This is a genomic window from Acidimicrobiia bacterium (assembly GCA_041394025.1).
GTDB lineage: Bacteria > Actinomycetota > Acidimicrobiia > IMCC26256 > JAOSJL01 > JAOSJL01.
The window spans coordinates 442,158-465,651 of record JAWKJA010000004.1; the positions used below are offsets into that span (position 1 = coordinate 442,158).

Here is a 23,494-nt window from a genome sequence, read left to right on the forward strand (position 1 = left end):
GCGGGGTGAGCGCGCGTTGAGCTACGACGGCTTCATCTCGTACTCCCACTCCGCCGACGGGCGTCTGGCCCCGGCGCTCCAGAAGGCACTCCAGAGCTTCGCCAAGCCCTGGTACCGCCGTCGCTCGCTCAACATCTTCCGCGACAACACAGGCCTCTCCGTGGCACCCCACCTCTGGGGTGCGATCACCGAGGCCATGGACGACAGCGAGTGGTTCGTGCTCCTCACCTCACCCGAGGCCGCCGACTCGGAGTGGGTGAACAAGGAGATCGACCACTGGAAGGAGACGCACTCGGTCGACCGGATTCTCCCCGTGGTCACGGGAGGCGAGTGGGTGTGGGACCCCGCGGCGGGTGGCTTCGACCGGGCGGCGTCGACAGCGGTTCCCGACGCGCTGCTCGACGTCTTCACCGACGAGCCACGGCACCTCGATCTCCGCTGGGCCCACGACGAGACGCAGCTCAACGCGCGCCACGGAAAGTTCCGCGACGCCGTGGCGCAACTCGCCGCGCCAATGCACGGGAAGTCCAAGGACGACCTCGAAGGTGAGGACATCCGCCGCCACCGCGGAGCTGTACGTCTGGCGTGGACAACCGGGATCACGATCTTCGTGCTTCTCATCGCGGCGGTCGTGGCCGGGATCTTCGCCAAGTCGAACGCCGACCGGGCCGAGGAGCGCCGCAAGGAGTCGGACTCGCAACGCCTCGCCGCCCAGAGTGAGCAGAACACCGACCGACCCGCTCTCTCGTTCCTCCTTGCGGCAGAGGCCTACGACATCGACCCGACTCTCCAGGCCGAGGGCGCGATGCTCACGGCGCTCCAGATCGACCCTGATCTCCGGCTCTTCATCCGTGGTCACGACGACGAGGTGTGGTCCGCGATCACCGTGCCCGACCACGACCTGGTCGCGTCCGGTACGGCGTCGGGGATCGTGCACCTGACGGATCGCACGACCGGTGAGACGGTGGCTGTGCTGCCGGGAGACGGGATCCGCGAGGAAGACCGGTCCCCGATCATCGGGTTCGCGACCCCGGATCCCGACACGCTGTGGGCGCTCGACTCGGCCGGGCGCATCATCTCGTTCGACCTGACGGAGGTTGGCACCGATCCGGACGAGATCGACGCCGAGGTGACGGTCCTGCCGACGGACGGTGTCACCCTCCAGGTCGCCACCGTGGACCCGACCGGCGAGCGCCTGGCGATCGGATCCATCGACGGGCTCCTCACGGTCTTCGACACCGACGACCTGTCACGGGCGGCCTACGCGTTGCGACTCGACGAGTTCGACGTCTACGCGGCGGCTTTCAGCGAGGACGGCTCGCTGCTCGCCACGGGAACCGCCGAAGGGGTCGTACGGGTCCACGACGCCGACACGGGTGACATCCTCTGGGAAGCACCCGACGCCCATCCCGGCAGCAACCCTGCCGTTCACGCGGTCGCCTTCTCCGAGAACGCCTCCATGCTCGCCAGCGTCGGCGCCAGCGGCAGCCTCCAACTGTGGGATGTCGCCACCGGCGCGCCGCTCGGACCGGACGGCGGGACCGTGGGGCCGAATGTCGGTGAGCTCTGGGACGTGTCGTTCACCGGCAACGCCTTCCCGGACTTCGACGGCCCGTACGTCGCCACCGCCGGCGAGGACGGACAGGTGGTCTTCTGGGACCCGACGACGTTCTCGCCGCTGTCGGACGCCAACCGCGTCCACAACGGCGCTGTCAACGACGTGTTCTTCGCCGACGACTCGAGCTTCGTCACCGCAGGTGCCGATCGCGTCGCCGCCTACTTCGAGACCGACGAAGCGCGGATCGCCTCGGGCGAGCGCGTCGACGCCGGCGAGCCCGTCGCCACGGTCGACATGTCACCCGACGGCACCACGCTCGCGGTCGCGTCGGGGCCGAGCGGTCGGGTCACACTCTGGGACGCTCAGGAGCACGAGCCCACGGACAGGTCCGTCGAGGCCGGGCTCGTCGTCCAGGACCTGGCGTTCGACCCGACCGGGCGATGGTTGGCGGGAGCCGTGCAGGACGGCGGGATCCTCATGTGGGACACCGAGACCACGGATGCGCGGGTCCTCGACGCCCACGACGACGACACGATCAACGTGGCGTGGTCCCCCGACGGGGCACAGCTGCTGTCGACGGCAGGTCTTTCGAGCGAGGCGACGCTGTGGGACGTCGATGACGGGACTCTCAGCGAGGCCGAGTCGTTCGACGAGGCACCGTTCTCACGCGGGGGAGCGTTCTCGCCCGACGGCCGTTACCTGGCGTACGGGATCGGGCAGGTCGGAGACGTCGTGGTCGTCGACCGCGAGGCCGATCCCGACGCCGACGAGCGCACACGGGTCCTGGCGGTCGACGACGGCACGCTGGACAACACGTGGGAGGTCGCCTTCCACCCGACAGAGCCGCTTCTGGCGAGCGCGGGTGCCGACGGACTCGTGCACTTCTGGGACCTCGAGACGTTCGAGGAGACGGGGGAGCCCCTGGTCGGGCACCGCGACGGAATCAACGACGTGGCGTTCCTCGGTGACGGGGCGCGCCTGCTCACGTCGGGTGAGGACGGGACGGTCCGACTGTGGGGGCTCACCCGCCGCGAGGAGGTCGGGACCCCGTTGTCGGGCCACACCGATCTCGTGTTCGCCGTCGCCCCCTCCCCGTCGGGTGACTCGGCCGCGTCGGGCTCGGCCGACGGCTCCGTGATCTTCTGGGACCTGAATCCCGCCTCGTGGTTCGCGGAAGGCTGCGAGCTCGTCGGGCGGAACCTCACGGAAACGGAGCGACAACGTTTCGATGTGGAGGGACGCGACCCGGTCTGCTGACCGTCGTCGTCAGCCCCGCGGGGCGTCCTCGCGGCGGTGGTGCTCCCGCAGCTCGGTGAGCCGGTCGGGGTCGATGTCGACCTCGGAGACGCGTGCCACCTTCACCGGTGTCGTGGCCCGCAGCGTCGACGTCCTCACACCACCCTCGAGCAACGCCCGCTCGCCCAGGACGGCTCCGGGCCCGACGTCGGCGACGACCTCACCGTCCACCTCGACGTCGCACAGACCGTCGAGCAGCACGAACATCTCGCGCCCGGGCTCACCCTGAACGGTGAGCAGACCGCCCACATCCAGCTCGTCGATCGTGGGGCGTGCGCCGTCGCGCATGATCGTTCGTGACAGCTCGCGCTCCAGAGCGGTCACGACCTCGGCCACGAGTGCCGGTGAATCCTCGTCGCCCCAGGGGGTGGCCGTACCGTGCGACTCGCGGTACCAGGTCGTGAAGTCGATGACGCCGGTCTTGGCGGCCAGGCGACCGTCGTGGTCGTAGATCCAGTGCCGGGGGAACGGGCTGGCGCCCGCGACCTCGAACTCGCTCGAGCCGTCGGCGTGGATCGTGAGCGACAGGGTCGTCCACGCTGTGGGTGCGCGCAGCTGCACGAACGGCGCCCGCCGGACGAAACGGGGTGAAGGTATCCCCGTCTTCCCGCCGGCCGTTTGCTGGAAGCGCACGGCGCCGGATGAGCCAACCATGCCGACCGGTTCGTTGCGGAGGTCGGGGAGGGCCACGGCCTCGAACTCGGCCTCCATGCCCAGGAACGCGACCGTCGTGGAGCCGAGGTGCCCGCGTCCGGTGTGACCCGCTCCGATGATCCGTCCGTCGTCGACGTCGATCCAGGCCCGGAGCTCGTTCGCGAAGCGGCACCTGTCGGTCGCCGCCAGGGAGGCGACGTCGTCGATCGTGTCGGGAGGCGGGTCGTCGTAGTGTGTCGCTCCCAGTGAGAACGGTGCCTTCGGAAGGCCCTCGATCGCCTCGGAGGGGATCCAGGTCACCGACGTGACGCACCGTTCGATCCGCTCGGGCGTCATCGCTTCTCCTGCCAGATGTCGACAGCGCCGCTGCCCGGTGTGAAGACCTCCACCATCGCGCGCATCGGCTCCTCGTCGGGTTGGGAGCGCCACGCCTCGAGCATCGCCTCCCCCATCGGGTCGCAGGCGACGCGCAACGGGGCGGCGTCGTCGAGTATCGACGCCACGATGCGTCGTGCCGCCTCCCGAGTCGAAACCGGGTCACCTGCCGACGCCCGTCGCAGAGCCGTGTAGTGGCTCGCCGCTTCTGCATAGGGGGAGTCGCCCGCGAGGTCGGGGGGCCGGTCGGAAATGGCCAGCATGTCGGTGTCGACGGGCCCGGGGAGGACCTCGAGGACCCGGATCCCGAACGGCGACAGCTCGGAGCGCAGCGTCTCGCCGAGCGCCGACACGGCCGCCTTCGTGGCACGGTAGGCGCCGTAGAAGGGAACGGGCGTCAGCAGCGACGCCGACGTGATCGAGCAGATCACGCCCCCGCCGGCCGCGCGAAGGGCGGGTATGGCCCGGCGTGTGACCTCGACGGTACCGAGAATGTTCGTGTCGACCATCGTGCGCCAACGGTCGGAGGACGACTCCTCGACCGCCTCGTAGGCGACATCGACGGCGGCGTTGTTGACGAGGACGCTCATCTCGTCGGGGAGATCGACGGTGTCCGGGCGCGTGACGTCGAGTTCCTGAACGCTGAGAACCCCGGAGGCTTCCGCCATGAGCGGGTCGCCGTCGGCGGGGTTGCGCATCGTGGCCACGACCTCGAAGCCGACACGGGCCAGCTCGAGGGAGACAGCGCGCCCGATTCCGCGGCTCGCTCCCGTCACGACGGCTGTACCCGTAGGTTGCATGATGGGAAGAGAAGCTAGTACCGGGCTACAAGCCGGTACATCGGGAACGCCCCGTAGTCCTTGGCCGTCGCGATGTGGCCCACGTACTCGCACGTGAAGTCGTCGGGTGCCTCGAGGCGCACGAGCGCCGCGAAGGCGTCGGTGACGAACACCTCCCCCTCGGGGGTGCGCGGCTCGATGCGGGCCGTACGCGTCACCTGGGCACCGAAGAACGTCGGCTCGTCGCGCACAGGGTCGTGTCCCGCGAAGACCGGTCCGGCGTGGCCGCCGAGCCGGAGCCCGAGGTCGGCGGGAAGGCCGAGAGCGTCCGCGTCGATCGAGTCGACGGCGTCCTGCATCGCCAGGGCGGCCCGCGCCGCCCCGACGGCGCTGTCGAGGACGACGTAGAGGCCGTCGCCCCAGCTGTTGCGGTAGAGAACCGATGCGGAGTCGTCGAGCACGCCGGCCACGGCTCCCATCACCCGTTCGAAGAACACCGGGAGGTCGGGTTCGGACAGCCGCGAGAAGCCCTTGATGTCGCCGAACAGCATGGCACGCACCACACGGTCGGGACCCACCGCCGGGAAGGTGGACGGACCGCGCACCCGCGCGTCGCCCGGGTCGACGACGTGGGTGGTTCGCCCGGTGGAGCGCCAGGTGGCGACGTCGGCGCCGGTTCCGACACGCTGGTCGGCCCCCGAGCCGTCCCACACGGCGAGTTGTGCCACCGGGGCGTCGAGCCGGTCGGCTTCCAGAACGGCCTCGCCCATGGCCCGGTGTCCGGCGTACTCGAAGAGCGTGTCGTGACCGAGGAAGGCGTCATCGGTCGCCATGACGACCGACGACGCATGGTCGAGGCACCGCTCGAAACGCGGGACCCATGCGTCGCCCGCCGGGCGCACCGAGGCGGCGATGAAGTCGTCGACCGAGCACGCCAGGACGACGTTGGAGTCGACGCCCCGCTCGAGCAGTGCCTCGGCACACAGGATGTCGCCTCCCGCCGCCAGTGATCCCCAGGCCGACCCCACGCCTCCGTGGGAGCGTTCGAGGCCGTCGAGCGCTTCTTCGATGCCACGTCGCACGAACTCCTCGTCGTCGCTCCCCGCGCGAAGTCGATGGCCGCACACGTGGAGCACCGCAGGGTTGGAGACAGGCGCCAACACCTCCGGGTCGGCCCCGGTGATCTCACAGACCCGGCGGAGCTGGCGGTGTGTCGTGGCGCGTCGGGCGGGAGCGTCGTCGGGTGATGTTGCGGCGGCGTGCAGGGCACGCGACGCCTCTTGGATGTCCTCGAGAAGGAGGTGGGCCTCCGCGGCCGAGGCGTGACGCCAGTAGGAGCCGGCGCCCGCCCGGGCGGCAGCGTCGAGTGCCCGGCGGGCGAACGCGGCGCTCCGGTCCGTGTCGCCGGCAACCCTGAACATCGTGGCGGCGTTGACAGCGGAGAAGTGCCCACCGGTGGCGTCGAACACGGCGGCGTACCGCTCGGCGGCCGTGCGCGCATGGCGGCTCCTCGACTCGCCGGTGGCCGCCCAGGCGCGGTCCTTCGCCAGGCGGGCATGCAGAGCCGGGACGTCCTCGTTCAGAGGGGGCGGAAGGTGTGTCCCTTCGGCGGCGGAGTCGAGACCCAGCTCCGCGTACCGCTGCTCGGCCAGCTCCGTGGAGCCCGAGCGCGCAAGAGCCAGGACGAGCAGGTAGCCGACCTCCATGTCGCGGGTGGAGCCGTCGGGGCCCGCGCCGAGAGCGTCCTCGGCAGCGTCGAAGGCCGCCAGGCTGTCGCCCGCCGCCAGCAGCGCCCGGATCGCCGCAGGATCCGGAACCGGTTCGGGTCCCGTGGGGTCGTCCATCGCGGGCAGACTACGGAAGAGAGGCCGTTCGTGGAGGTTCGCCGTGTGGGAGACGTATCTGGGGCCGGTCGCCGGGCCGCTCCGGGATGTGGTCGACACCGTCACCGGCGTCGTCCGGGGCCTGTCGTCGTCACTCGGGCGCTATCTGCCGGGGTGGGGCGGGGCGCTGCGCGTGATCGGCGCCACCGAGCAGGCGGAGCTCGTGGCGCACAGGGTCCGTGACGACGCCGAGGCGGCCGTCGTCCTCGTGCACGGCTTCTCGTGGTACCCGTCCAAGACCTGGGGGGCGCTGCCCCAGGTCCTCACCGACGACCCGTCGCTCGAGGGCTGGGACGTCCTGTCGGTCGGCTACAACACCGGGATCGCTCCCGACGTGCGCGGCGTGTGGGCCGCCGACCCCGACATCGCCGGGCTCGCCACGTTCCTCCGGTCGCGGCTCTCCGTGCCACCGCTCGACCGCTACCGTTCACTCGCCCTCGTGGGCCACTCGATGGGCGGCCTGGTCATCCAGAGGGCACTCGTCGACGACCCCGAGCTGGCGGCCCGCACGTCACACGTCGTGTGCTTCGGCACGCCGTCAGGAGGGTTGACGAAGGCGACCTGGGCCCGGTTCCTGAAGTCGCAGATCCGCGACATGGGTGCAGGCTCGGAGTTCCTCGTCGACCTGCGCGCACGGTGGGAGAGCTCCTACGGCGACGACCGCCCGTTCGCCTTCCACGCCGTGGCCGGCGACCGCGACGAGTTCGTTCCCGCATCATCGTCGCTCGGGCCGTTCCCTCCCGACACCCACGTCATCGTCCCGGGCAACCACCTGGAGATCGTTCAGGCGACATCGGGTGACGACCTCTCCGTCCGCACGCTCGTCAGGTCCCTGCGCGGCGACGCGGCACCCGCCGGGCCGTGGAACGCTGCGCGGGTCGCTGTGGAGAGCCGTGACTTCCGACGCGCCGTGTCGCTGCTCGAGCCGCACGCGTCGGAGCTCGACGACCGTCACATCGTCGAGCTCGCTCTGGCGCTCGACGCCGTCGGGGAGCGGGACAGGGCCGTCAGCGTGCTCTCGGAGCACTCCGCGCAGGGCACCGACGTGCTCGGTGTGCTGGCCGGCCGCCACAAACGGAACTGGCTGGCGGAGGGACGTCGCGACGACGGTTTGGCGGCGCTCGAGCTCTACCGCCGGGGCTACGCGGACGCCGGCGCGGCCGGTGACGCCGACCAGGCGATGTACCACGGTGTGAACCTGGCCTTCCTCCTCCTGGCGCACGAGCGTGACCGGATCGGGGCGGAGGACATCGCCCGCGAGGTGCTGGAGCATTCCGAAGGTGCCCGGCCGGACCACTGGCTCCTGGCCAGCCGCGCCGACGCCCAGCTCATTCTCGGTGACGAGGAGTCGTCACTGGAGAGCTACCGCCAGGTCGTCGCCGAGGAACCGCCGCCGCGTGACCTGGAGTCCGTGTACCGCCAGGCGAGCCGACTGGCGGCCGAGAAGGGCCGCCGTCGGTTTGCCGAGGACCTCACGGGGATCTTCCGCTTCGACGGTTGATTGCCTCCTCGGGTGGGGCGACGGCGATGGTCACGACGCCGCTGCTCAGAGCGAACGCGACCTGTTCCGCCTCCTCGGCCGTCACCAACACGGTGACAGCGGTCGTCCCGAGCCCGGTTGCGATCTCGGAGTCGTCGCTCTCCACATCCACCACGGTCGCCGCGCCGGCGACCACCGACGTCGGATCACCGCTGTTGCCGACGAGCGCGGGATCGAAGGTCGCGAGAACGTCGACGACGTCGCCGCGGTCGGGTCGGACGGCGCCATCGAGGGGGACACGCACCGCCCGCATACCCGGCGGAACGACGGCCTCCAGCCCACTCCGATCGGGATCGGCCAGGTGGTCGGCGAGGACCGTGGCCTCCGCCACGACCGGGACGGCGATGACAAGGCCCACGACTCCGTCGGGGTCGTGCAGCGCGCCGGTGGGCACCTGGGACTCGTGACGTGTGACGACCTCGATGTCGTCAGACTCGATCGTCGTGCCCATGGGAAGGTCGTGCCGGGCGACCACGACGTCGACGCGCGGGCCGAGTGACGTGGCCTGGCGGTGGATGGCGGCGAGGTCTCCCCCCACGAAGCGCGCGGTGGCGAGCAGCACGACGAGAGCCCCCACCCACGCGAGTGCCGAACGCGGTGAACGTCGAAGCACGGTGCTCCCTTCCGGTTCCCGGCCCACGGTTGCGCGGGCGGTCAGGCAGGGAAGGAGGGGGAAGCGCCGCTGGAGGCGACGTGCACGGAGCGGCCGACGGCCTGCCTCCGACGGGATGCGACGGTAGCAGCGCCCGTCGGAACAGGAAAGAGGAGCGCCGCGAGCGTCAGGCGCTGAAGTCGGGCAGCGGTCCGCGGGCGTCGGCGCACGAGCACGAGTCGCGCTCGAGGGACACCGTCGGGAGGAGTTCGAAAAGGAGCTCACGCACCCGCACGACGTTGTCCTCGAAGAACTGGAACACCTGTTCCTGGGTGACGGGTTCGACGTGGGGCTCACCCTCGACGCCCGTGTCGTAGTCGGTGATGAGCGAGATGTTGGCGTAGCACATGCCCAGCTCCCGCGCGAGGTACGCCTCGGGGTACTGGGTCATGTTGATGACCTCCCACCCCTGGTCGCGGTACCAGCGGGACTCGGCCCGGGTGGAAAAACGCGGGCCCGGTACCACGACGACTGTTCCGCCGTCGTGCACCGTCACGCCGATGGATCGCCCCGCCGTGACCGCAGCAGCCGACAGGTCGTCGCAGTACGGGTCGGCGAACGACACGTGGTGAGCGTCGCCGCGGTCGTAGAACGTGTCGTCGCGACCCCGGGTCCGGTCCACCAGCTGGTCGCACACGACGAAGTCACCCGGCGCGAACTCGGGCTTGAGGCTGCCCGCCGCGCACGGCCCGACGATTCGGCCGACGCCGAGCATGTGCATCGCCCACAGGTTGGCGCGCGCGGGGACCTGGTGCGGCACGAACTGGTGGTCGACGCCGTGGCGCGGGATGAAGGCGACGGAGCGGTCCTCGATGCGGCCGACAGCCACCGGTGCACTCGGAGCGCCGTAGGGCGTGGAGAGCTCGAACGTCGAGACGTCGTCGAGGAACGAGTAGAAGCCGGAACCACCGAAGACCCCGAGTTGGGCGCGCGGTGCCGATTGGGCTTCGGTCACGTCCCGGCGCCGGCCTTCGAGGCCGTCTTGGAGGAGGACGCGGTCTTCGAGCTGTCGGTTCCCGACTTCTTACCGGGGGAGGCATCGGGCTTCCCGGCCGATTTCGCGTCGGTGGACGTGTCGGACGAGGAGTCCGATGAACCGTCGGTTCCGGTGGAGCGGCTCTTGGCCTTGGAGCGGGAGCCGTTGTCGGTCTTGTAGAAGCCCGAGCCCTTCAGGACGATCCCCACCGATCCGAACACCTTCGACAGCGTGCCGCCGCAGCCGTCGTGCGTCGTGAGGGGCTCGTCGCTGAAGGACTGGTACACCTCGAAGTGCTCATCACACTTGTCGCAGGCGTATTCGTAGGTGGGCATGAGGACTCCCGGTCGCCGGAGCAGACGGGTTGGGGGCGGGTGGGTGGCGGTTGGCACTCACCCTGGTCGAGTGCCAAGTCTACCAGCGCCCGGGATCACCGGGATATTCCGCGCGGACCGTGTGGGCCGGTGACTGTCCGTCCCCTGTCGCTTCGGTTTGACCTCGGGCCGTGGCCGTGCGCCAATAGGGGCCCGTGACGGTCGTCATCGCCGCCCTGGCCCTCCCCGCCTACCTTCTGGGCACGTTCCCCAGCGCCGAGCTCGTGGCCCGTCGCGCCGGTCACGACGTGTCGGCGGAGGGGTCGGGCAACCCGGGAGCCTCCAACGTCTTTCGGATCCTGGGCTGGCGGGCGGGCCTGCTCGTGTTCGCGCTCGACCTCGGCAAAGGGCTGCTCCCGGCGCTGGCGGGGCTCCTCCTCGACGGGCGCGGTGGCGCCTTCGCGCTGGGGATCGCGGCGGTCGTGGGGCACGTCTTCCCCGCCACGCGCCGTTTCAAGGGCGGGCGTGGGGTGGCGACGGCCGCCGGCGTGATGCTCGTCGTCTACCCGCTCATCGCGCTCTGCCTCGCCGCGGTGTGGCTCATCGTCGCCTACGGCTTCCGGAAGGCGTCGGTGGCGTCTCTTCTCATCACCGTTGCCTTCCCGGTCCTCGTCGCTCTGCGCGGCTACGGGTGGGCAGAGGTCGCCGTCACCGGGGTGCTGGCGGTGCTGATCGTCGTGCGGCACGCTTCCAACCTCCGGCGCCTCGCCCGCGGCGAGGAAGGCGACCTCCGACCCGACCCCGAGGAGAAGACATGACCAGGACCGTCCGGTGAGCGCCGTCCGCAAGGCCGTCATCCCGGCGGCGGGGCTCGGCACGCGTTTCCTGCCCGCCACGAAGGCGATCCCCAAGGAGATGCTCCCGGTCGTCGACCGACCGAGCATCCAGTACGTCGTGGAGGAGGCCGTCGCCGCAGGCCTCGACGACATCCTCATCATCACGGGCCGCGCCAAGAGCTCTCTCGAGGACCACTTCGACCGCCTGCCCGAGCTGGAGGCTCACCTCGCCGACGCGGGCAAGGACGACCGTCTCACCGAGGTCGTGGATCTGGCACATCTCGCACGTGTGCACTTCGTGCGCCAGCAGGAGCCCCTGGGGCTCGGCCACGCCGTGTCGGTCGCGCGCGACCACGTGGGCGACGAGCCGTTCGCCGTTCTCCTCGGCGACGACTTCATGGTCGACGGGGGAGAGCTGCTGAGGTCCATGATCGAGGTGTACGAGCGCTTCGGGAGGAGCTGCCTCGCGCTCCTGGAGGTCACACCCGAGGAGATCTCGGCCTACGGCGCGGCGACGCCCGAGCCGGTCGAGGACGGCCTCGTGCGTGTCCACGCCACGGTGGAGAAGCCCGCCCCCGCCGATGCTCCGTCGAATCTCGCAGTGATCGGCCACTACGTCTTCACCCCCGCCGTCTTCGACGCCTTGGAGCGGATCAACCCCGGCGTGGGCGGGGAGTTCCAGCTCACCGACGCCATCGACCTGCTCTGCAGGGACGAGGAGGTCTACGGCCGGGTCTTCTCGGGCGGCCGCTACGACATCGGGCGTCCCGTCGAGTTCCTACGCGCCAACATCGAGTTGGCGCTGGAACGACCCGAGTACGCGGAAGGCGTGGCGGAGTTCCTGACCGAAATCGTGCGGGAGCGTGGCCTCGGATGAGCGCGCTGGTCCCGCTGGAGGAGGTTCGGGAACACATCCTCTCCTCGGTTCCGGAGCTCCCGGTGGTGCGCGTACCGCTCGAGGAGGCCGGCGGTCACGCCACCGCACAGCGGGTGGACTGCGCCGAGTCGGTGCCGCCCTTCGACAACTCGGCGATGGACGGCTACGCCGTACGGGCCGCCGACACGGCCGGTGCGACCGACGTCGCCCCGGCGGTGCTGCACGTCGTCGCCGACCTCCCGGCCGGCCACGCCCCCACAGCGGACGTCGGTCCGGGTGAGGCGGTACGGATCATGACGGGCGCGGTCGTGCCCGACGGTGCGGACGCCGTCGTGATGGTCGAGTCGACCGAGTCGTCGGGTGACAGCGTGGCCGTGAAGGTTGCGGCCGCGGTCGGTGACCACGTCCGGCGCGCGGGCGGCGACCTGACCCCGGGTGATCGGGTGCTCGAGGTCGGAACGACGCTCGGGCCGGCGCACGTCGGCGTACTGGCGTCGATCGGGCACACGACCGTGTCGGTTCGGCGCGCCCCGCGCGTCGGCGTTCTCTCCACGGGCGACGAGCTCGTCGATCCCGCCCGGGCCGGGGAGCTCGTCGCGGGTCAGATCCGCGACGCCAACCGGCCGATGCTCCTCGAAGTTCTCCGGGCAGCGGGCGCCGTTCCCGTCGATCTCGGGATCGCGCGCGACGACGAAGACCTGATCGTCGACATCCTCGGTCGCGCGCTCGGGGACCCCGTCGCCACTCCCGGGAGCCCCGGTGGCTGCGACGCCGTGCTCACGAGCGGTGGCGTGTCGGTGGGCGACTACGACTACGTCAAGGCCGCCCTCGAGCGACTGGGATCGCTGTCGAGCTACCGGGTGGCCATCAAGCCGGCGAAGCCGCTCGCCTACGGCTCGGTGAACGGGCGACCGGTGTTCGGCCTCCCCGGCAACCCGGTGTCGTCGCTCGTGAGCTTCGAGTTGTTCGCCCGCCCGGCGCTGCTCCAGATGGCCGGCCACAGGAAGCGGTTCCGCCCGCAGGTGGAGGCCGTCGCCGAGGAGGACATGCGTCGGCGTTCCGACGGAAAGGTACACTTCGACCGGGTTGCAGTGACCGTGACGGACGGGCGGTACCGCGCACGGCGCACGGGCTCGCAGTCGAGCAACGTCCTGTCGGCGACCGCAGCGGCCGACGGTCTCGCTGTTCTCCCCGACGGTGAGGGCGTGGAGTCCGGTCGGAACGTCCGAGTCATGCTGCTGCACGCCCCGGCGGACCATTGAGACCGCCTGCTGCCGACGGACGGCCCCGCCAGGCACGGCGGTAGCCTGTTCCCGTGTCTTCGTCTCCTGATCCGACCGCTCCGTCACCGACCCCTCTGATCGACGGTTTCGGCCGCCGGGTCCGCGATCTGCGGATCTCCATCACCGACCGGTGCAACTTCCGGTGCACCTACTGCATGCCCGAGGAGGGCCTCGAGTGGCTCGAACGCGACGAGCTGCTCACCTACGAGGAGCAGGCGCGTGTCGCGCGGGTGTGCGTCGAACGCTACGGCTTCGACGCCTTGCGGATCACCGGTGGAGAGCCCACGGTGCGGGCGCACCTCCCGCGGCTCATCGAGCTGCTCGCACCCCTCGGCGCCGATGTCGCCGTCACGACCAATGGCGTCAAGCTCGTCGACCTGGCGGGCCCACTCGCCGCGGCGGGGCTCACGCGCATCAACGTGTCGCTCGACTCGCTCGACCGTTCCACGTTCAAGGAACTCACCCGCCGGGACGACCTCGACCGGGTTCTGGCGGGCATCGACGCGGCCGTCCGGGCGGGGCTCGAACCCGTCAAGATCAACTGCGTGGTGATCCGCGGCGTCAACGACCACGAGATCGTCGACCTCGCGGCCTTCGGGCGCGAACGTGGCGTCAGCGTGCGCTACATCGAGTTCATGCCGCTCGACGCCACGGGCGACTGGACCGGCGATTCGGTGGTCCCGAGTTCGGAGGTGCTGGACCGGATCGACGCCGTCTTCCCCCTCGAACGGTCGACGCCCACTGTCGACGGTGAACGCGGCGACGAGCCCGCCTCCCGCTACCGCTACCGTGACGGCGCCGGTGACGTGGGTGTGATCTCGAGTGTCACGAAACCGTTCTGCGACCGGTGCGACCGCGTGCGCGTCACGGCGGAGGGTCGCTTCCGCACGTGCCTGTTCGCACTCGACGAGCACGACCTCCGTCCGGTGCTCCGCGGCGGTGGGACCTCGAGCGCCGTCGACGACGGAATCGCGGCGATCATCGAGAGCGCCGTCGCGACGAAGTGGGCGGGTCACCGCATCGGCCGGGTCGACTTCGTGCGCCCCGACCGCTCGATGAGTCAGATCGGCGGCTGAGGGGCGTTGTCGTCAGGCCGCTCCTTCACGGGGGCCGCCAGCTCCGCCTGCCCGCTGCGCGGCGGCTCCGTCGTGAGCCACTCCCGGGCGGTCTCCCGTGCCCGGTCGATCAACTCGTTGGTCTGCGAGAAGTCGATCGCAGGGATGTCGAGCGGGCACGGGGGCGGGACGACCTTGAGTCGCACGACCTGCTCGAACCGCTCGATGGCAATGGCCAGGCGCTGGGCCAGCATCAGTGTGAGCGCCTGGAGCATCGACCCGATGGCGCTGTCGGGTGGGTCCTGACGCTCGCACACCTGTCCGGCGGGAAGGACGTAGACCTCGTCGGCGCCCATCGCGACGGCGTGCGAGACCGGCGAGTTGTTGGCCACGCTGCCGTCGACGAGTGCGCGCCCGGCGACGGTGACCGGGGGGAAGATCCCCGGGATCGCCGCGCTGGCCGTGAGCGCGGGCACCGTGGGCCCCGCGCTCAGCGGGACCTCGCGGCCTGTGGCCAGGTCGGTCGCCAGCGCGACGAACCGTGTCGGGAAGTCCTCCAGGCGGTCGTGGGCCATGTTGCGGCTGATGAGACGCTGAAGGGCCTGATTGCCGATGAAGTGCGACCGTCGCCCGATGAAGCCGAGGAAGCCGGTGACCGGGGTCAGGGGGAACACGTCGGATCGCCTGATCCCGCGCCAGATGCCCTCCAACTGCTCCACGCCCTCCCGACCGGGTCGCCCGGCGATGACTCCACCGTTGATCGCTCCCACCGACGCGCCGAGAACCAGGTCCGGTTCGACGCCGGCGTCGCACAGCGCCTGGAGCATGCCCACCTGGACCGCGCCCTCACTGGCGCCTCCGGTGAGGACGAAAGCGCGTGTCACACCGGCCCTCCCTCGATTGCAGATCCCACCTCTACACTGTGCAGCATGACGAGCTCCGATTTCACGCATCTCGATCCCACGGGCCGTGCCCGGATGGTCGACGTCACGGCGAAGGACTCCACCCACCGACGCGCCATCGCGCGGTGCCGGGTCTCCATGACGTCCGACACGGCGTCGAAGATCGCCTCGGGGGCGATCACCAAGGGCGACGTCCTGGCGGTCGCGCGGGTGGCGGGGATCCAGGCTGCCAAGCAGACGTCCAACCTGCTGCCGTTGTGCCACCCGCTGCTCGTCGGTTCCGTGTACGTCAATTTCCGGATCGAAGACGCCTCGGTCGAGGTCGAGGCGCAGGTCGACACCGTCGACCGCACCGGGGTCGAGATGGAGGCCCTCACCGCGTGCTCGGTGGCGGCTCTCACGATCTACGACATGTGCAAGTCGCTCGACCGTTCCATGTCGGTCGACGATCTGGCGTTGTGGGAGAAGACGGGCGGCCGCAGCGGTACGTGGCGCCGCGAGCCCGATTTCGACGCTCTGGAGTCGTGAGACCCCGGCGTGGGCTTGTGCGCCCTGACCCGCGGGACCAGCCACCACAGAGAGTGTCGAGGCGGTGTCTGTGACAGGGGTCACAGACACGTCCTCGGCTTGACTGGCCGACCGAACCGCCTGTTGCATGGTCCCCGTAGCGCGACGTGATCATCCACCGCGCCGCGCTCTGTCCTTGTTACGTTCCGCGACACTGAAGGCGGTCTGGGAGCAGTGGCCATTCTCATCATCCTGGTTCTCGTCGGATTGTGGGTGGCGATCCTTGTTCCGCCCCTCCTCCGTGCCCGTCACAACCACAAGGGCCACAACTCGATCGGCTCCTTCGCGCAGAAGCTCGGCAGCCTGGGCCGCACCAACGGACATGCTCCGAGCACCCCCGCGGGTATCGGGAGCTCCCTGTCGGCTCCGCTGTCACCGCGCGGTCCTGCCGGCGCGATGACCCCGGTCCAGCGCCGTCGCCGCGACGTGCTCGTCGGGCTCGGCGCCGCGGTCGCCGCTACGACGCTGCTGGCGTTGGTCGTCGGTGGCCTCGCCTGGCTGCTGCCGCTCGTCTCGCTCGCGCTGCTCGGCGCTTACGTCGTGCTCCTGCTGCAGATCAAGCAGGCCGCTGCCGAGCGACGCGCCAAGGTCCGCTACCTCTCCGAGCGTCGCCAGGGCCCCGTGGCGTCTCCCAACGTGCGCCCGCAGGCCTCGACGTCGGGGCTCACGCTTCGCCGCGTCTCCTCGCACTGACCGGCGCCGCGCGCCGCCCCGCTTCACGCGGGCGCGGTGCTGCGCGGTGCTAGCGTGACCGGTCCCGCGGGGGTGTAGCTCAGTCGGGAGAGCGCCTCGTTCGCAACGAGGAGGCCGGCGGTTCGAGTCCGCTCACCTCCACCGCATGCCCTCACTCACCGGTCGACTGGCGAACCTCACGAGCCGATACCTGCCCGCGCTCGGGCGCTACGGCACGAAGCGCCACATCAGGAGATTCCGCGAGAGCAAGGGCACCAGGGGGAACTCCTTCCGGGGCATGCCGGTCTTTCTTCTCGACGTCGTCGGACGCACGAGCGGTGAGCCCCGCCCTGTGATGCTGATGCTCGCCCGGCGCGGCGACGATCTCATCGTGGTCGGGTCCAACGGCGGCAACCCCGAAGCCCCCAACTGGTACCGGAACCTCATGGCGGCGGGCGCTGCCCACGTAGAGGTGAACGGCGACCGGTGGGCCGTGACGGCTCGTCTCCTCGAGGAAGGCCCCGAGCGCGAGGAGTGCTGGGATCTCGCCGTGGCGGCGTATCCCGATTTCGCGTCCTACCAGGAACTCACCGATCGGCGTCTCCCCGTCGTCGTGCTGGAACGCGACACGACCTGACCACGTGCGTCGTCGGGCGGGGAGAGGGTCTACGCTCGGGTCGTGGGATCCACGGGCACCACGCACGAGGTCACGAACCAGCCACCACCGCTCGAGGGCCACGACGTCTTCGGAACCGATGTAGCTCTGGTCGAAGCGGTCGCCCGTGAGGCGCCGGGCCGCTCCACCGACGGCCTGACGTCGCTCGGACGACTCGCCGGCAGCGCCGAGGCGCAACGCTGGGGCGAGCAGGCCAACGAGTCGCCCCCCGTTCTGCGTTCCCACGACCGGTTCGGGCACCGGCTCGACAGGGTCGACTACCACCCCGCCTACCACGACCTCATGCGGACCGCCGTTGCGTACGGCCTCCATGCAGTGCCCTGGGCCGACACCAGCCCCGGTTCACACGTGGAGCGTGCCGCCAAGATGATCGTGTGGTCGCAGGTCGACGCCGGCCACACGTGCCCGATCTCCATGACCTACTCCGTCGTGCCGCCACTCCGTCAGACACCCGACCTGGCAGCCGAATGGGAGCCCAAGCTCGCGACGCGCGAGTACGACCCCGAACCGGCGCCCCTCGCCGACAAGGCGGGGGTCACCTGCGGCATGGCGATGACCGAGAAGCAGGGTGGCTCCGACCTGCGCTCCAACACGACCCGCGCCGAACCCTGTGGCGACGGCTCGTTCGCTCTCACCGGGCACAAGTGGTTCTGCTCCGCGCCGATGTCTGATGCGTTCCTGGTGCTGGCGCAGGCACCCGGTGGCCTGTCGTGCTTCCTCCTCCCGCGTGTGCTTCCCGACGGCGAATCGAACGTGTTCCGCATCCAACGCCTCAAGGACAAGCTCGGCGACCGGTCGAACGCATCGAGCGAGGTGGAGTTCGACCGGTCAGTGGCGTGGCCCGTCGGAGAGGAGGGTCGCGGCATCGCCACGATCATCGAGATGGTCAACCGCACGCGACTCGACTGCAGCCTGGGCTCCGCGGCCATCATGCGTCACGGCACCACCCGGGCGATCCACCACGCACGGCACCGCGAGGCGTTCGGCGCTCTTCTCGCCGATCAACCACTCATGTCGGAGGTGCTCGCCGACCTCGCTCTCGAGTCGGAGGCGGCCACCGCGGCCGCCCTCCGCCTCGCCGGTGCCTACGACCGCGGCGGCATCAGCACCGACACTGACGGCGGGGACGACCGTGAGCTCGTCCTGGCCCGTGTCGCGACGCCGGTCGTGAAGTACTGGGTCTGCAAGCGCGCTCCGTCGCATGCCGCCGAGGCCCTCGAGTGTCTCGGCGGCAACGGCTACGTGGAGGAGTCGGGGATGCCCCGTAGCTACCGCCAGAGCCCCGTCAACGGTGTGTGGGAGGGCTCGGGCAACGTCATGTGCCTCGACGTGCTCCGAGCCATCCGCCGCTCGCCCGACAGCGTGGAGGTGTTCCGCAAGGAGCTCGAGGCTGCCGCCGGCACGGACGAGCACTACGACGAGGCGATCGCCACGGCTTCCGACGGTTTCGACGCCGTCGCCGACGGCACGCTTCCCGAGAGTTCGGCGCGACGCCTCGTCGAACAGCTGGCGGTCTGTTTCCAGGCGTCGTTGCTGATCCGCCACGCCCCCGCGTTCGTGTCGGACGCCTTCTGCGCCAGCCGCCTCGGTGGGGGTGGCGTTGCTTTCGGCACCCTTCCCGCAGGTGTCGACTCTGCGGCCATCGTCGACCGCGCGTCGCCCTCCGGGACGTTCGGCGACTGAGACGGCACCCCGGCCGGGCGCCCGGCTCAGTGACGGATGCCGTGCTTCTCGAAGTACTGCTGGTGGTAGTCCTCGGCTTCCCAGAAGTCGGGGGCGCGCACGATCTCGGTGGCGATGGCCACGGGGAACCTGCCCGACGCCTCCAGCGCCTCCTTCGACGCCCGCGCGGCGGTCTCCTGCTCGTCGCACCGGGCGAAGATCACCGACCGGTACTGGGTGCCCACGTCGGGCCCCTGCCGGTTCACCTGTGTGGGGTCGTGGTTGTCCCAGAACGTGTCGAGCAGGGTCTCGTAGCCGACGACCGAAGGGTCGTAGACGACCTCCACGGCCTCGGCGTGGCCTGTCGCCCCCGAGCAGACGGCCTCGTAGGTGGGCCGCTCCGTGTCGCCACCCTGGTAGCCGACACGTGTCGAGACGACACCCGGCAGGTGGCGGAACGCCATCTCGACTCCCCAGAAGCACCCGGCGGCGAAGTAGGCACGATCGAGGTTCTCGGCGGTTTTCCCGGCGGTGTCCATCATCGCATTCTCCCCTCTTCTACCCGAGGCGGTCGACCACGAAGTCGAGGCATGCGGTGAGGGCCTCCACATCTGCGGGGTCGACGGCCGGGTAGCAGGCGATCCGCAGCTGGTTGCGGCCCAGCTTCCGGTAGGGCTCGGTGTCGAGGATCCCGTTGGCCCGCAGCACCGCGGCGAGGTCGGCCGCGTCGATCCGCTCGTCGAAGTCGATCGTGACCGTCACAGGGCTCCGGCCGGCGGGATCCCCCACGAACGGCGTGGCGTCGCGGTGCGCCTCGGCCCAGGAGTAGAGGATCCCCGACGAGGTGGCCGCGCGTTCCGCCGCCCAGTCGAGGCCACCGTTGTCGAGCATCCACCCGATCTGCTCCGCCAGGAGGAACACGGTGGCGAGTGCCGGCGTGTTGTACGTCTGGTCGCGACGGGAGTTCTCGAGGGCGATCGGCAGGCTCAGCGACGGAGGCTGCCAGCGGTCGGCGGCGCCGATCTGCTCGATACGGCCCACGGCCGCTGGTGAGCAGGCCGCGAGCCACAACCCGCCGTCGGACGCGAGGCACTTCTGGGGCGCGAAGTAGTAGGCGTCGAACTCTGCCGGGTCGATGTGCATGCCGCCCGCCGCCGACGTCGCATCCACGAGCACGAGGCCCTCGCTTCGCTCCGGTCGTGTAATCGGCATCGCGACGCCCGTGGATGTCTCGTTCTGCGTGAGCGCGTAGACGTCGATCGCACTGTCGGCGACGGCTTCGGGGTGGGTGCCGGGCTCGGCGTCGATCCGCTGTGGCTCACCGAGGTGCGGCGCGCCCTCGACGACGGCGGCGAACTTCGAGGAGAACTCGCCGAAGCACAGGTGCTGGCTGCGCTCCTCGATGAGGCCGTACGCCGCTGCATCCCAGAAGGCGGTCGACCCGCCGTTGCCGAGGAGCACCTCGTAGCCGGCGGGGAGACCCAGGAGCTCGGCGAGGCCCTCACGGACCCGTCGCACCACCGACCGGACGCCCTCCTTGCGGTGGCTCGTCCCGAGGTATCCGGGCGCCGCGACCGAGAGTGCGGCGACGGCCTCGGTGCGGACCTTGGACGGCCCGGATCCGAACCGGCCGTCGACAGGGAGGCGGTGGGCGGGGATGACGATGTCGGGGGTGGGGCCGGCTGCTGCCATGGACGGCGAAACTAACAGTCGTCCCCCGGGGCCCTCGGGCCGATTGCCCTGCTACCCGTCGTCCTGCGGGCCGACGGGCCCGTCCGGGCGAGTGGGCTCGAGGACCTCGGCCAGACCGCTGCGAATGCACTCGGCGAAATGGGCCGGGTCCGGAACCGATGCGTCGTCGGAGGCGATTCCGATGCAGCACGTGTCGCGGTGCGACATGAGCGTGATCGCGGCGCCGGTTCCCGACAGGGGTGCGAAGGCGTAGTTTCGCTCGAGGCGGGACCCGGCGAGGTAGACGTCGAAGGTGACCCCCGGAACGTTGCTCGCCACGAAGTCGGCGCCCTTGAGCATCGACCCGAACAGAACGGTCGTGGCGGCGGCGGGGAGCCGGTTGAGCACGGAGGCCAGCCGCTCCGACGCGGCCACGGCCGGTTCGTTGCGCCACTGCTCGACGAGCTCACCCACCCGGACGATCAGGCGATCGCGGTTGCGCAGGCCCACGGGAAGAGGGAAACGGGCCGGCGTGAAATGGTTGCCTCCCGCCGAGTCGTCCTGGCGGAGGTTGATCGGGAGGAGAAGGCGGAGGTCCTCGACGTCGACGCCGTGGTCGCGGTGGTAGCGCTCGAGACCCAGGCCGATCCCGGCCACGAAGGCGTCGTTGAGCGTTCCGCCGACATCCTTGGCCGCGCGCTTGAAGTCGTCGAGCGGGAACTCGAAGGCGTTGAGGTGGCGACCGAGCGACCTGCCGCGCATGATCGGCGACATCGGTGTGGTGGCGGGCTGCATCATGCGGACGTAGGAGCCCACGGTGTTCACGGCCTGAGCCGCGGCACCGACGGGGTCGGTGACGGCCCTGCGGACCCCCGAGCTGGTGGCTGCGAACACCTCGCCCGTGAGGTCGAACAGACGGTGGTTGTTGATCGCGACCCACTCCCAGAAGCGGTCGACGAGACCTTCGTCGTCGGTGACCGGCACCGGGGGCATCGGCTCGACGTGCTCGGGGTCACGTTCGAGGTCGAACAACATCATCGCGAGGCGGATGCCCCCGACACCGTCGGTGATGGAGTGGTGGACCTTGACCGCCATGGCGGCGCGGCCGCCCTCGAGACCCTCGATGAGGGTGAACTCCCAGAGCGGTCGGGACCGGTCGAAGTCGGCCATCGCGATGGGCCGGACCATCTCGAAGAGCGTCTCGCGGTCGGCCGGCTCGGGGGCACGCACACGTCGGAGGTGGTAGTCGAGCTCGAAGTGTGGGTCGGCCGACCAGTGGGGCGGTCCGACCTTGAAGGGGGCGTCGACCACCCGCTGGCGGAGACGGGGGATGAGCCGGGTGCCGCGGTCGATCTTCCGGACCAGTCGCTCCCAGTCGGGGGCCCGGTCGAGCGTCATCACCGTCACGATCGTGGAACGCAGGATCGGGTCGGCCTCGATGTTCCACAACAGCGCGTCGGCGTCGCTCATGTGGCGCTCGAAGTGCTCCGCGCTCATGGTCCCCCCGGTACCGCGACGTCGTGGAGCAGCGAGGGTACTGCGGCCGGCTTCACGGGGAAAGATAAGGGAGTCGCTGTGTGCTAACCTGTGGCCATGAGAGTGCACATAAGCCTCGACGACGATCTGCTCGCGCAACTCGACGAGCGGGTGACCGCGCGACATCGAAGCCGCTTCATCGCCGAGGCCGTCCGGCGGGCGCTCGACGACGCCCGGAGGTGGGACCTCATCGAGTCGTCGCTCGGCGTCGTGGGCGACACGGGTCACGACTGGGACGACGATGCCGCAGCGTGGGTCCACAATGAGCGCCGGGCCGATGACGACCGTGTCGGCTGACGCGGCGGTGTTCGTTGCGGCCCGTCGCGCCTGATGGCCTTCGTCCTGCTCGACTCCACCGTGCTCATCGATCTTCTGCGCGGTCGTGCCGGCGCGCTGGGTCGGCTTCACGACCTGCGATCCGCCCACGACATCCCGGCAACGTCGGTCGTCAACATCGAGGAGATAGTCCGGGGCCTCCACCGCCGGGAGGAAGATGTGAGTCGAGGCCTGCTGACGGGTCTACGACTGGCACCACTCGGACGAACCGAGGGAGAACGCGCCGGTCGGTGGCGTCGGGAGTTCGCACGCAGGGGTACCACGCTGTCCCAGGCCGACTGCCTCATCGCCGCTGCCGCCGTCGGGATCGGCGCGCGTCTGGCAACGGCCAACTTGAAGGACTTCCCGATGCGGGAGCTCTCGCTCGAACACTGGCCCGTCGGCGAGTAGGCCGTGACGGGCTACCCGAGCGTGTAGTAGTCGGAGAGTTGGTTCATCGTCGCGTCGGCGACGAAGCCCGCACATCCGGTCTCGAGGTGGATGCCGTCGGGTGTGCGACAGCGCACCGATCCGCCCGAGCCGTCCCCGATCACATCGGCGTAGTCGCCGTCCTCGTTGGTCACGATGTCCCAGGTGTCGACGAAGATCACCTCCGGGCGAAGCGACGCCTGTTCCTCGTAGATGGAGTTGATGAGCTCGTAGTTCTTGTTGCGCGGATTGCCGCTGTCGCGAATCGGGGGGATTCCGAGCCACACGACGGTGCGGCCGCTGCCCACCTGCTGGTCCATCATCCCGCCGACCCGCCGTGAGTACTCGGCGATCCACTCGTCGCTCCCGAATGTGGCACTCCCGCCCTCGGGGAGTTCCATGTTCTGGTCGTCGTTGAGCCCGAAGATGAACGCCATCACGTCGGCGTCGAACAGGCCGCCGGCCGCTTCGGCCTGAGCCGGCCAGTTGAAGACGTCGGGACGCGCCAGGCCGCTCGACACCTCCACGTCGCCGGCGCGGTTCGTCTCCACCACGCCCGTGTCGTTGAGCCGGCGCGACAGCTGGATGCCGTACTCGCCGGCCAGCGAGTCGCCCCCGATCCAGACACGTAGGGGGTCGTCGGCGGTGACGGGTGTGGGTGGTGGGAGAGTGGTGGGCGTCGCGTTGGGTGCCGGAGCGCTGTCGATCGTCGGGTCGGGAAGGTCCTCGGGCTCCGCAGTCTCGAATGCCGCGCCCTGTCTCTTGCCGAGTGCGTCGTCGAGCTGGTCGCGGGGCCATGTGATCCGGAAGAAGTTCGACACGGCGTCGAGCGGCTTGGCGAAGGCCAGCGCCACGTCCTGGCGAAGGCTGTCCTGCTCGAGCTGCGTCTCGGCGGTGCGCTTCAGCGCGTCGGCGTTGAGGAACGACGCCACGAGGAGACCCACGACCACGGTGAGGATCACGTGGCCGGCCGGCATGGTTCGGCG

General features: G+C 70.2%; 23 protein-coding genes and 1 tRNA gene. 13 read left to right on the top strand and 11 right to left on the bottom strand.

The window, feature by feature from the left end:
* Positions 1-16 precede the first annotated feature (16 nt).
* On the top strand, positions 17-2,815 hold the full coding sequence (locus tag R3A49_13740) for a TIR domain-containing protein (protein ID MEZ5171786.1): 2,799 nt from the start codon (positions 17-19) through the stop codon (positions 2,813-2,815).
* A 9-nt stretch (positions 2,816-2,824) separates the two neighbouring features.
* Here the strand turns inward: R3A49_13740 and R3A49_13745 are convergent, their stop codons facing one another.
* From R3A49_13745 to R3A49_13755, 3 genes are read right to left on the bottom strand one after another with little or no spacing between them, the layout of a single operon-like run.
* Positions 2,825-3,844 carry a cyclic nucleotide-binding domain-containing protein gene (locus tag R3A49_13745; GenBank protein ID MEZ5171787.1) on the bottom strand — a complete coding sequence of 340 codons (1,020 nt, stop codon included), beginning with the start codon at positions 3,842-3,844 and terminating at the stop codon, positions 2,825-2,827.
* Positions 3,841-4,659 carry an SDR family NAD(P)-dependent oxidoreductase gene (locus R3A49_13750; protein ID MEZ5171788.1) on the bottom strand — a complete coding sequence of 273 codons (819 nt, stop codon included), beginning with the start codon at positions 4,657-4,659 and terminating at the stop codon, positions 3,841-3,843. The genes R3A49_13745 and R3A49_13750 overlap by 4 nt, the downstream gene beginning before the upstream one ends.
* Positions 4,660-4,697: 38 nt before the next feature.
* The gene (locus R3A49_13755; protein ID MEZ5171789.1) at positions 4,698-6,506 is read right to left on the bottom strand and encodes an adenylate/guanylate cyclase domain-containing protein; all 1,809 of its coding nucleotides are present in this window, start codon (positions 6,504-6,506) and stop codon (positions 4,698-4,700) included.
* A gap of 43 nt (positions 6,507-6,549) precedes the next feature.
* Here R3A49_13755 and R3A49_13760 point away from each other — a divergent pair, with 43 nt between their 5' ends.
* Entirely contained in the window at positions 6,550-8,046 is a 1,497-nt protein-coding gene (locus R3A49_13760) for a tetratricopeptide repeat-containing protein (GenBank protein MEZ5171790.1), read from the top strand.
* On the opposite strand, the gene cpaB is transcribed toward R3A49_13760, so the two are convergent.
* The 3 genes from cpaB to R3A49_13775 form a co-directional block, all read right to left on the bottom strand.
* Positions 8,018-8,698, bottom strand: coding sequence for a Flp pilus assembly protein CpaB (gene cpaB, locus R3A49_13765; GenBank protein MEZ5171791.1), 681 nt, complete (start codon positions 8,696-8,698; stop codon positions 8,018-8,020). The genes R3A49_13760 and cpaB overlap by 29 nt on opposite strands.
* A 166-nt stretch (positions 8,699-8,864) precedes the next feature.
* The gene (locus R3A49_13770; protein ID MEZ5171792.1) at positions 8,865-9,692 is read right to left on the bottom strand and encodes an S-methyl-5'-thioadenosine phosphorylase; all 828 of its coding nucleotides are present in this window, start codon (positions 9,690-9,692) and stop codon (positions 8,865-8,867) included.
* On the bottom strand, positions 9,689-10,048 hold the full coding sequence (locus tag R3A49_13775; GenBank protein ID MEZ5171793.1) for an FmdB family zinc ribbon protein: 360 nt from the start codon (positions 10,046-10,048) through the stop codon (positions 9,689-9,691). Before R3A49_13775 ends, R3A49_13770 begins: the two co-directional genes overlap by 4 nt.
* A gap of 194 nt (positions 10,049-10,242) precedes the next feature.
* Here R3A49_13775 and plsY point away from each other — a divergent pair, with 194 nt between their 5' ends.
* From plsY to moaA, 4 genes are read left to right on the top strand one after another with little or no spacing between them, the layout of a single operon-like run.
* Positions 10,243-10,845: a glycerol-3-phosphate 1-O-acyltransferase PlsY gene (plsY, locus tag R3A49_13780; protein MEZ5171794.1), complete on the top strand. Its 603-nt coding sequence runs from the start codon at positions 10,243-10,245 to the stop codon at positions 10,843-10,845.
* A 13-nt stretch (positions 10,846-10,858) separates the two neighbouring features.
* Positions 10,859-11,740, top strand: coding sequence for a UTP--glucose-1-phosphate uridylyltransferase GalU (gene galU, locus R3A49_13785; GenBank protein ID MEZ5171795.1), 882 nt, complete (start codon positions 10,859-10,861; stop codon positions 11,738-11,740).
* Positions 11,737-13,002, top strand: a complete 1,266-nt coding sequence (locus tag R3A49_13790) for a molybdopterin molybdotransferase MoeA (protein MEZ5171796.1) — start codon at positions 11,737-11,739, stop codon at positions 13,000-13,002. The genes galU and R3A49_13790 overlap by 4 nt, the downstream gene beginning before the upstream one ends.
* A gap of 53 nt (positions 13,003-13,055) precedes the next feature.
* Positions 13,056-14,099: a GTP 3',8-cyclase MoaA gene (gene moaA / locus R3A49_13795; GenBank protein MEZ5171797.1), complete on the top strand. Its 1,044-nt coding sequence runs from the start codon at positions 13,056-13,058 to the stop codon at positions 14,097-14,099.
* Here the strand turns inward: moaA and R3A49_13800 are convergent.
* Positions 14,084-14,962 carry a patatin-like phospholipase family protein gene (locus tag R3A49_13800; protein ID MEZ5171798.1) on the bottom strand — a complete coding sequence of 293 codons (879 nt, stop codon included), beginning with the start codon at positions 14,960-14,962 and terminating at the stop codon, positions 14,084-14,086. The genes moaA and R3A49_13800 overlap by 16 nt on opposite strands.
* Positions 14,963-15,007: 45 nt before the next feature.
* Between R3A49_13800 and moaC the strand changes: the two genes are divergently transcribed.
* From moaC to R3A49_13825, 5 genes are all read left to right on the top strand, one after another.
* Entirely contained in the window at positions 15,008-15,508 is a 501-nt protein-coding gene (gene moaC, locus R3A49_13805) for a cyclic pyranopterin monophosphate synthase MoaC (protein MEZ5171799.1), read from the top strand.
* Positions 15,509-15,721: 213 nt separating this feature from the next.
* Complete coding sequence (locus R3A49_13810) at positions 15,722-16,240, top strand: hypothetical protein (GenBank protein ID MEZ5171800.1); 519 nt, start codon at positions 15,722-15,724, stop codon at positions 16,238-16,240.
* Between the two features lie 68 nt (positions 16,241-16,308).
* A tRNA-Ala gene (locus R3A49_13815) sits at positions 16,309-16,381 on the top strand.
* A gap of 4 nt (positions 16,382-16,385) precedes the next feature.
* Entirely contained in the window at positions 16,386-16,856 is a 471-nt protein-coding gene (locus tag R3A49_13820; protein MEZ5171801.1) for a nitroreductase family deazaflavin-dependent oxidoreductase, read from the top strand.
* Between the two features lie 42 nt (positions 16,857-16,898).
* Entirely contained in the window at positions 16,899-18,578 is a 1,680-nt protein-coding gene (locus R3A49_13825; GenBank protein ID MEZ5171802.1) for an acyl-CoA dehydrogenase family protein, read from the top strand.
* A gap of 26 nt (positions 18,579-18,604) precedes the next feature.
* On the opposite strand, the gene msrA is transcribed toward R3A49_13825, so the two are convergent.
* From msrA to R3A49_13840, 3 genes are read right to left on the bottom strand one after another with little or no spacing between them, the layout of a single operon-like run.
* Positions 18,605-19,096 carry a peptide-methionine (S)-S-oxide reductase MsrA gene (msrA, locus tag R3A49_13830; protein ID MEZ5171803.1) on the bottom strand — a complete coding sequence of 164 codons (492 nt, stop codon included), beginning with the start codon at positions 19,094-19,096 and terminating at the stop codon, positions 18,605-18,607.
* A 19-nt stretch (positions 19,097-19,115) separates the two neighbouring features.
* Positions 19,116-20,249 (bottom strand): phosphoserine transaminase, encoded by a 1,134-nt coding sequence (serC, locus tag R3A49_13835; GenBank protein ID MEZ5171804.1) that lies wholly within the window; start codon positions 20,247-20,249, stop codon positions 19,116-19,118.
* Positions 20,250-20,300: 51 nt separating this feature from the next.
* Positions 20,301-21,725: a wax ester/triacylglycerol synthase family O-acyltransferase gene (locus R3A49_13840; protein MEZ5171805.1), complete on the bottom strand. Its 1,425-nt coding sequence runs from the start codon at positions 21,723-21,725 to the stop codon at positions 20,301-20,303.
* Between the two features lie 96 nt (positions 21,726-21,821).
* Here R3A49_13840 and R3A49_13845 point away from each other — a divergent pair, with 96 nt between their 5' ends.
* A complete protein-coding gene (locus R3A49_13845) occupies positions 21,822-22,061 on the top strand; it encodes a ribbon-helix-helix protein, CopG family (GenBank protein ID MEZ5171806.1) in 240 nt (79 codons plus the stop codon).
* A 33-nt stretch (positions 22,062-22,094) separates the two neighbouring features.
* Positions 22,095-22,490, top strand: a complete 396-nt coding sequence (locus R3A49_13850; GenBank protein ID MEZ5171807.1) for a PIN domain-containing protein — start codon at positions 22,095-22,097, stop codon at positions 22,488-22,490.
* Between the two features lie 11 nt (positions 22,491-22,501).
* Here R3A49_13850 and R3A49_13855 read toward each other — a convergent pair whose 3' ends face one another.
* Positions 22,502-23,485, bottom strand: coding sequence for a DUF459 domain-containing protein (locus R3A49_13855; protein MEZ5171808.1), 984 nt, complete (start codon positions 23,483-23,485; stop codon positions 22,502-22,504).
* Between the last annotated feature and the right edge of the window lie 9 nt (positions 23,486-23,494).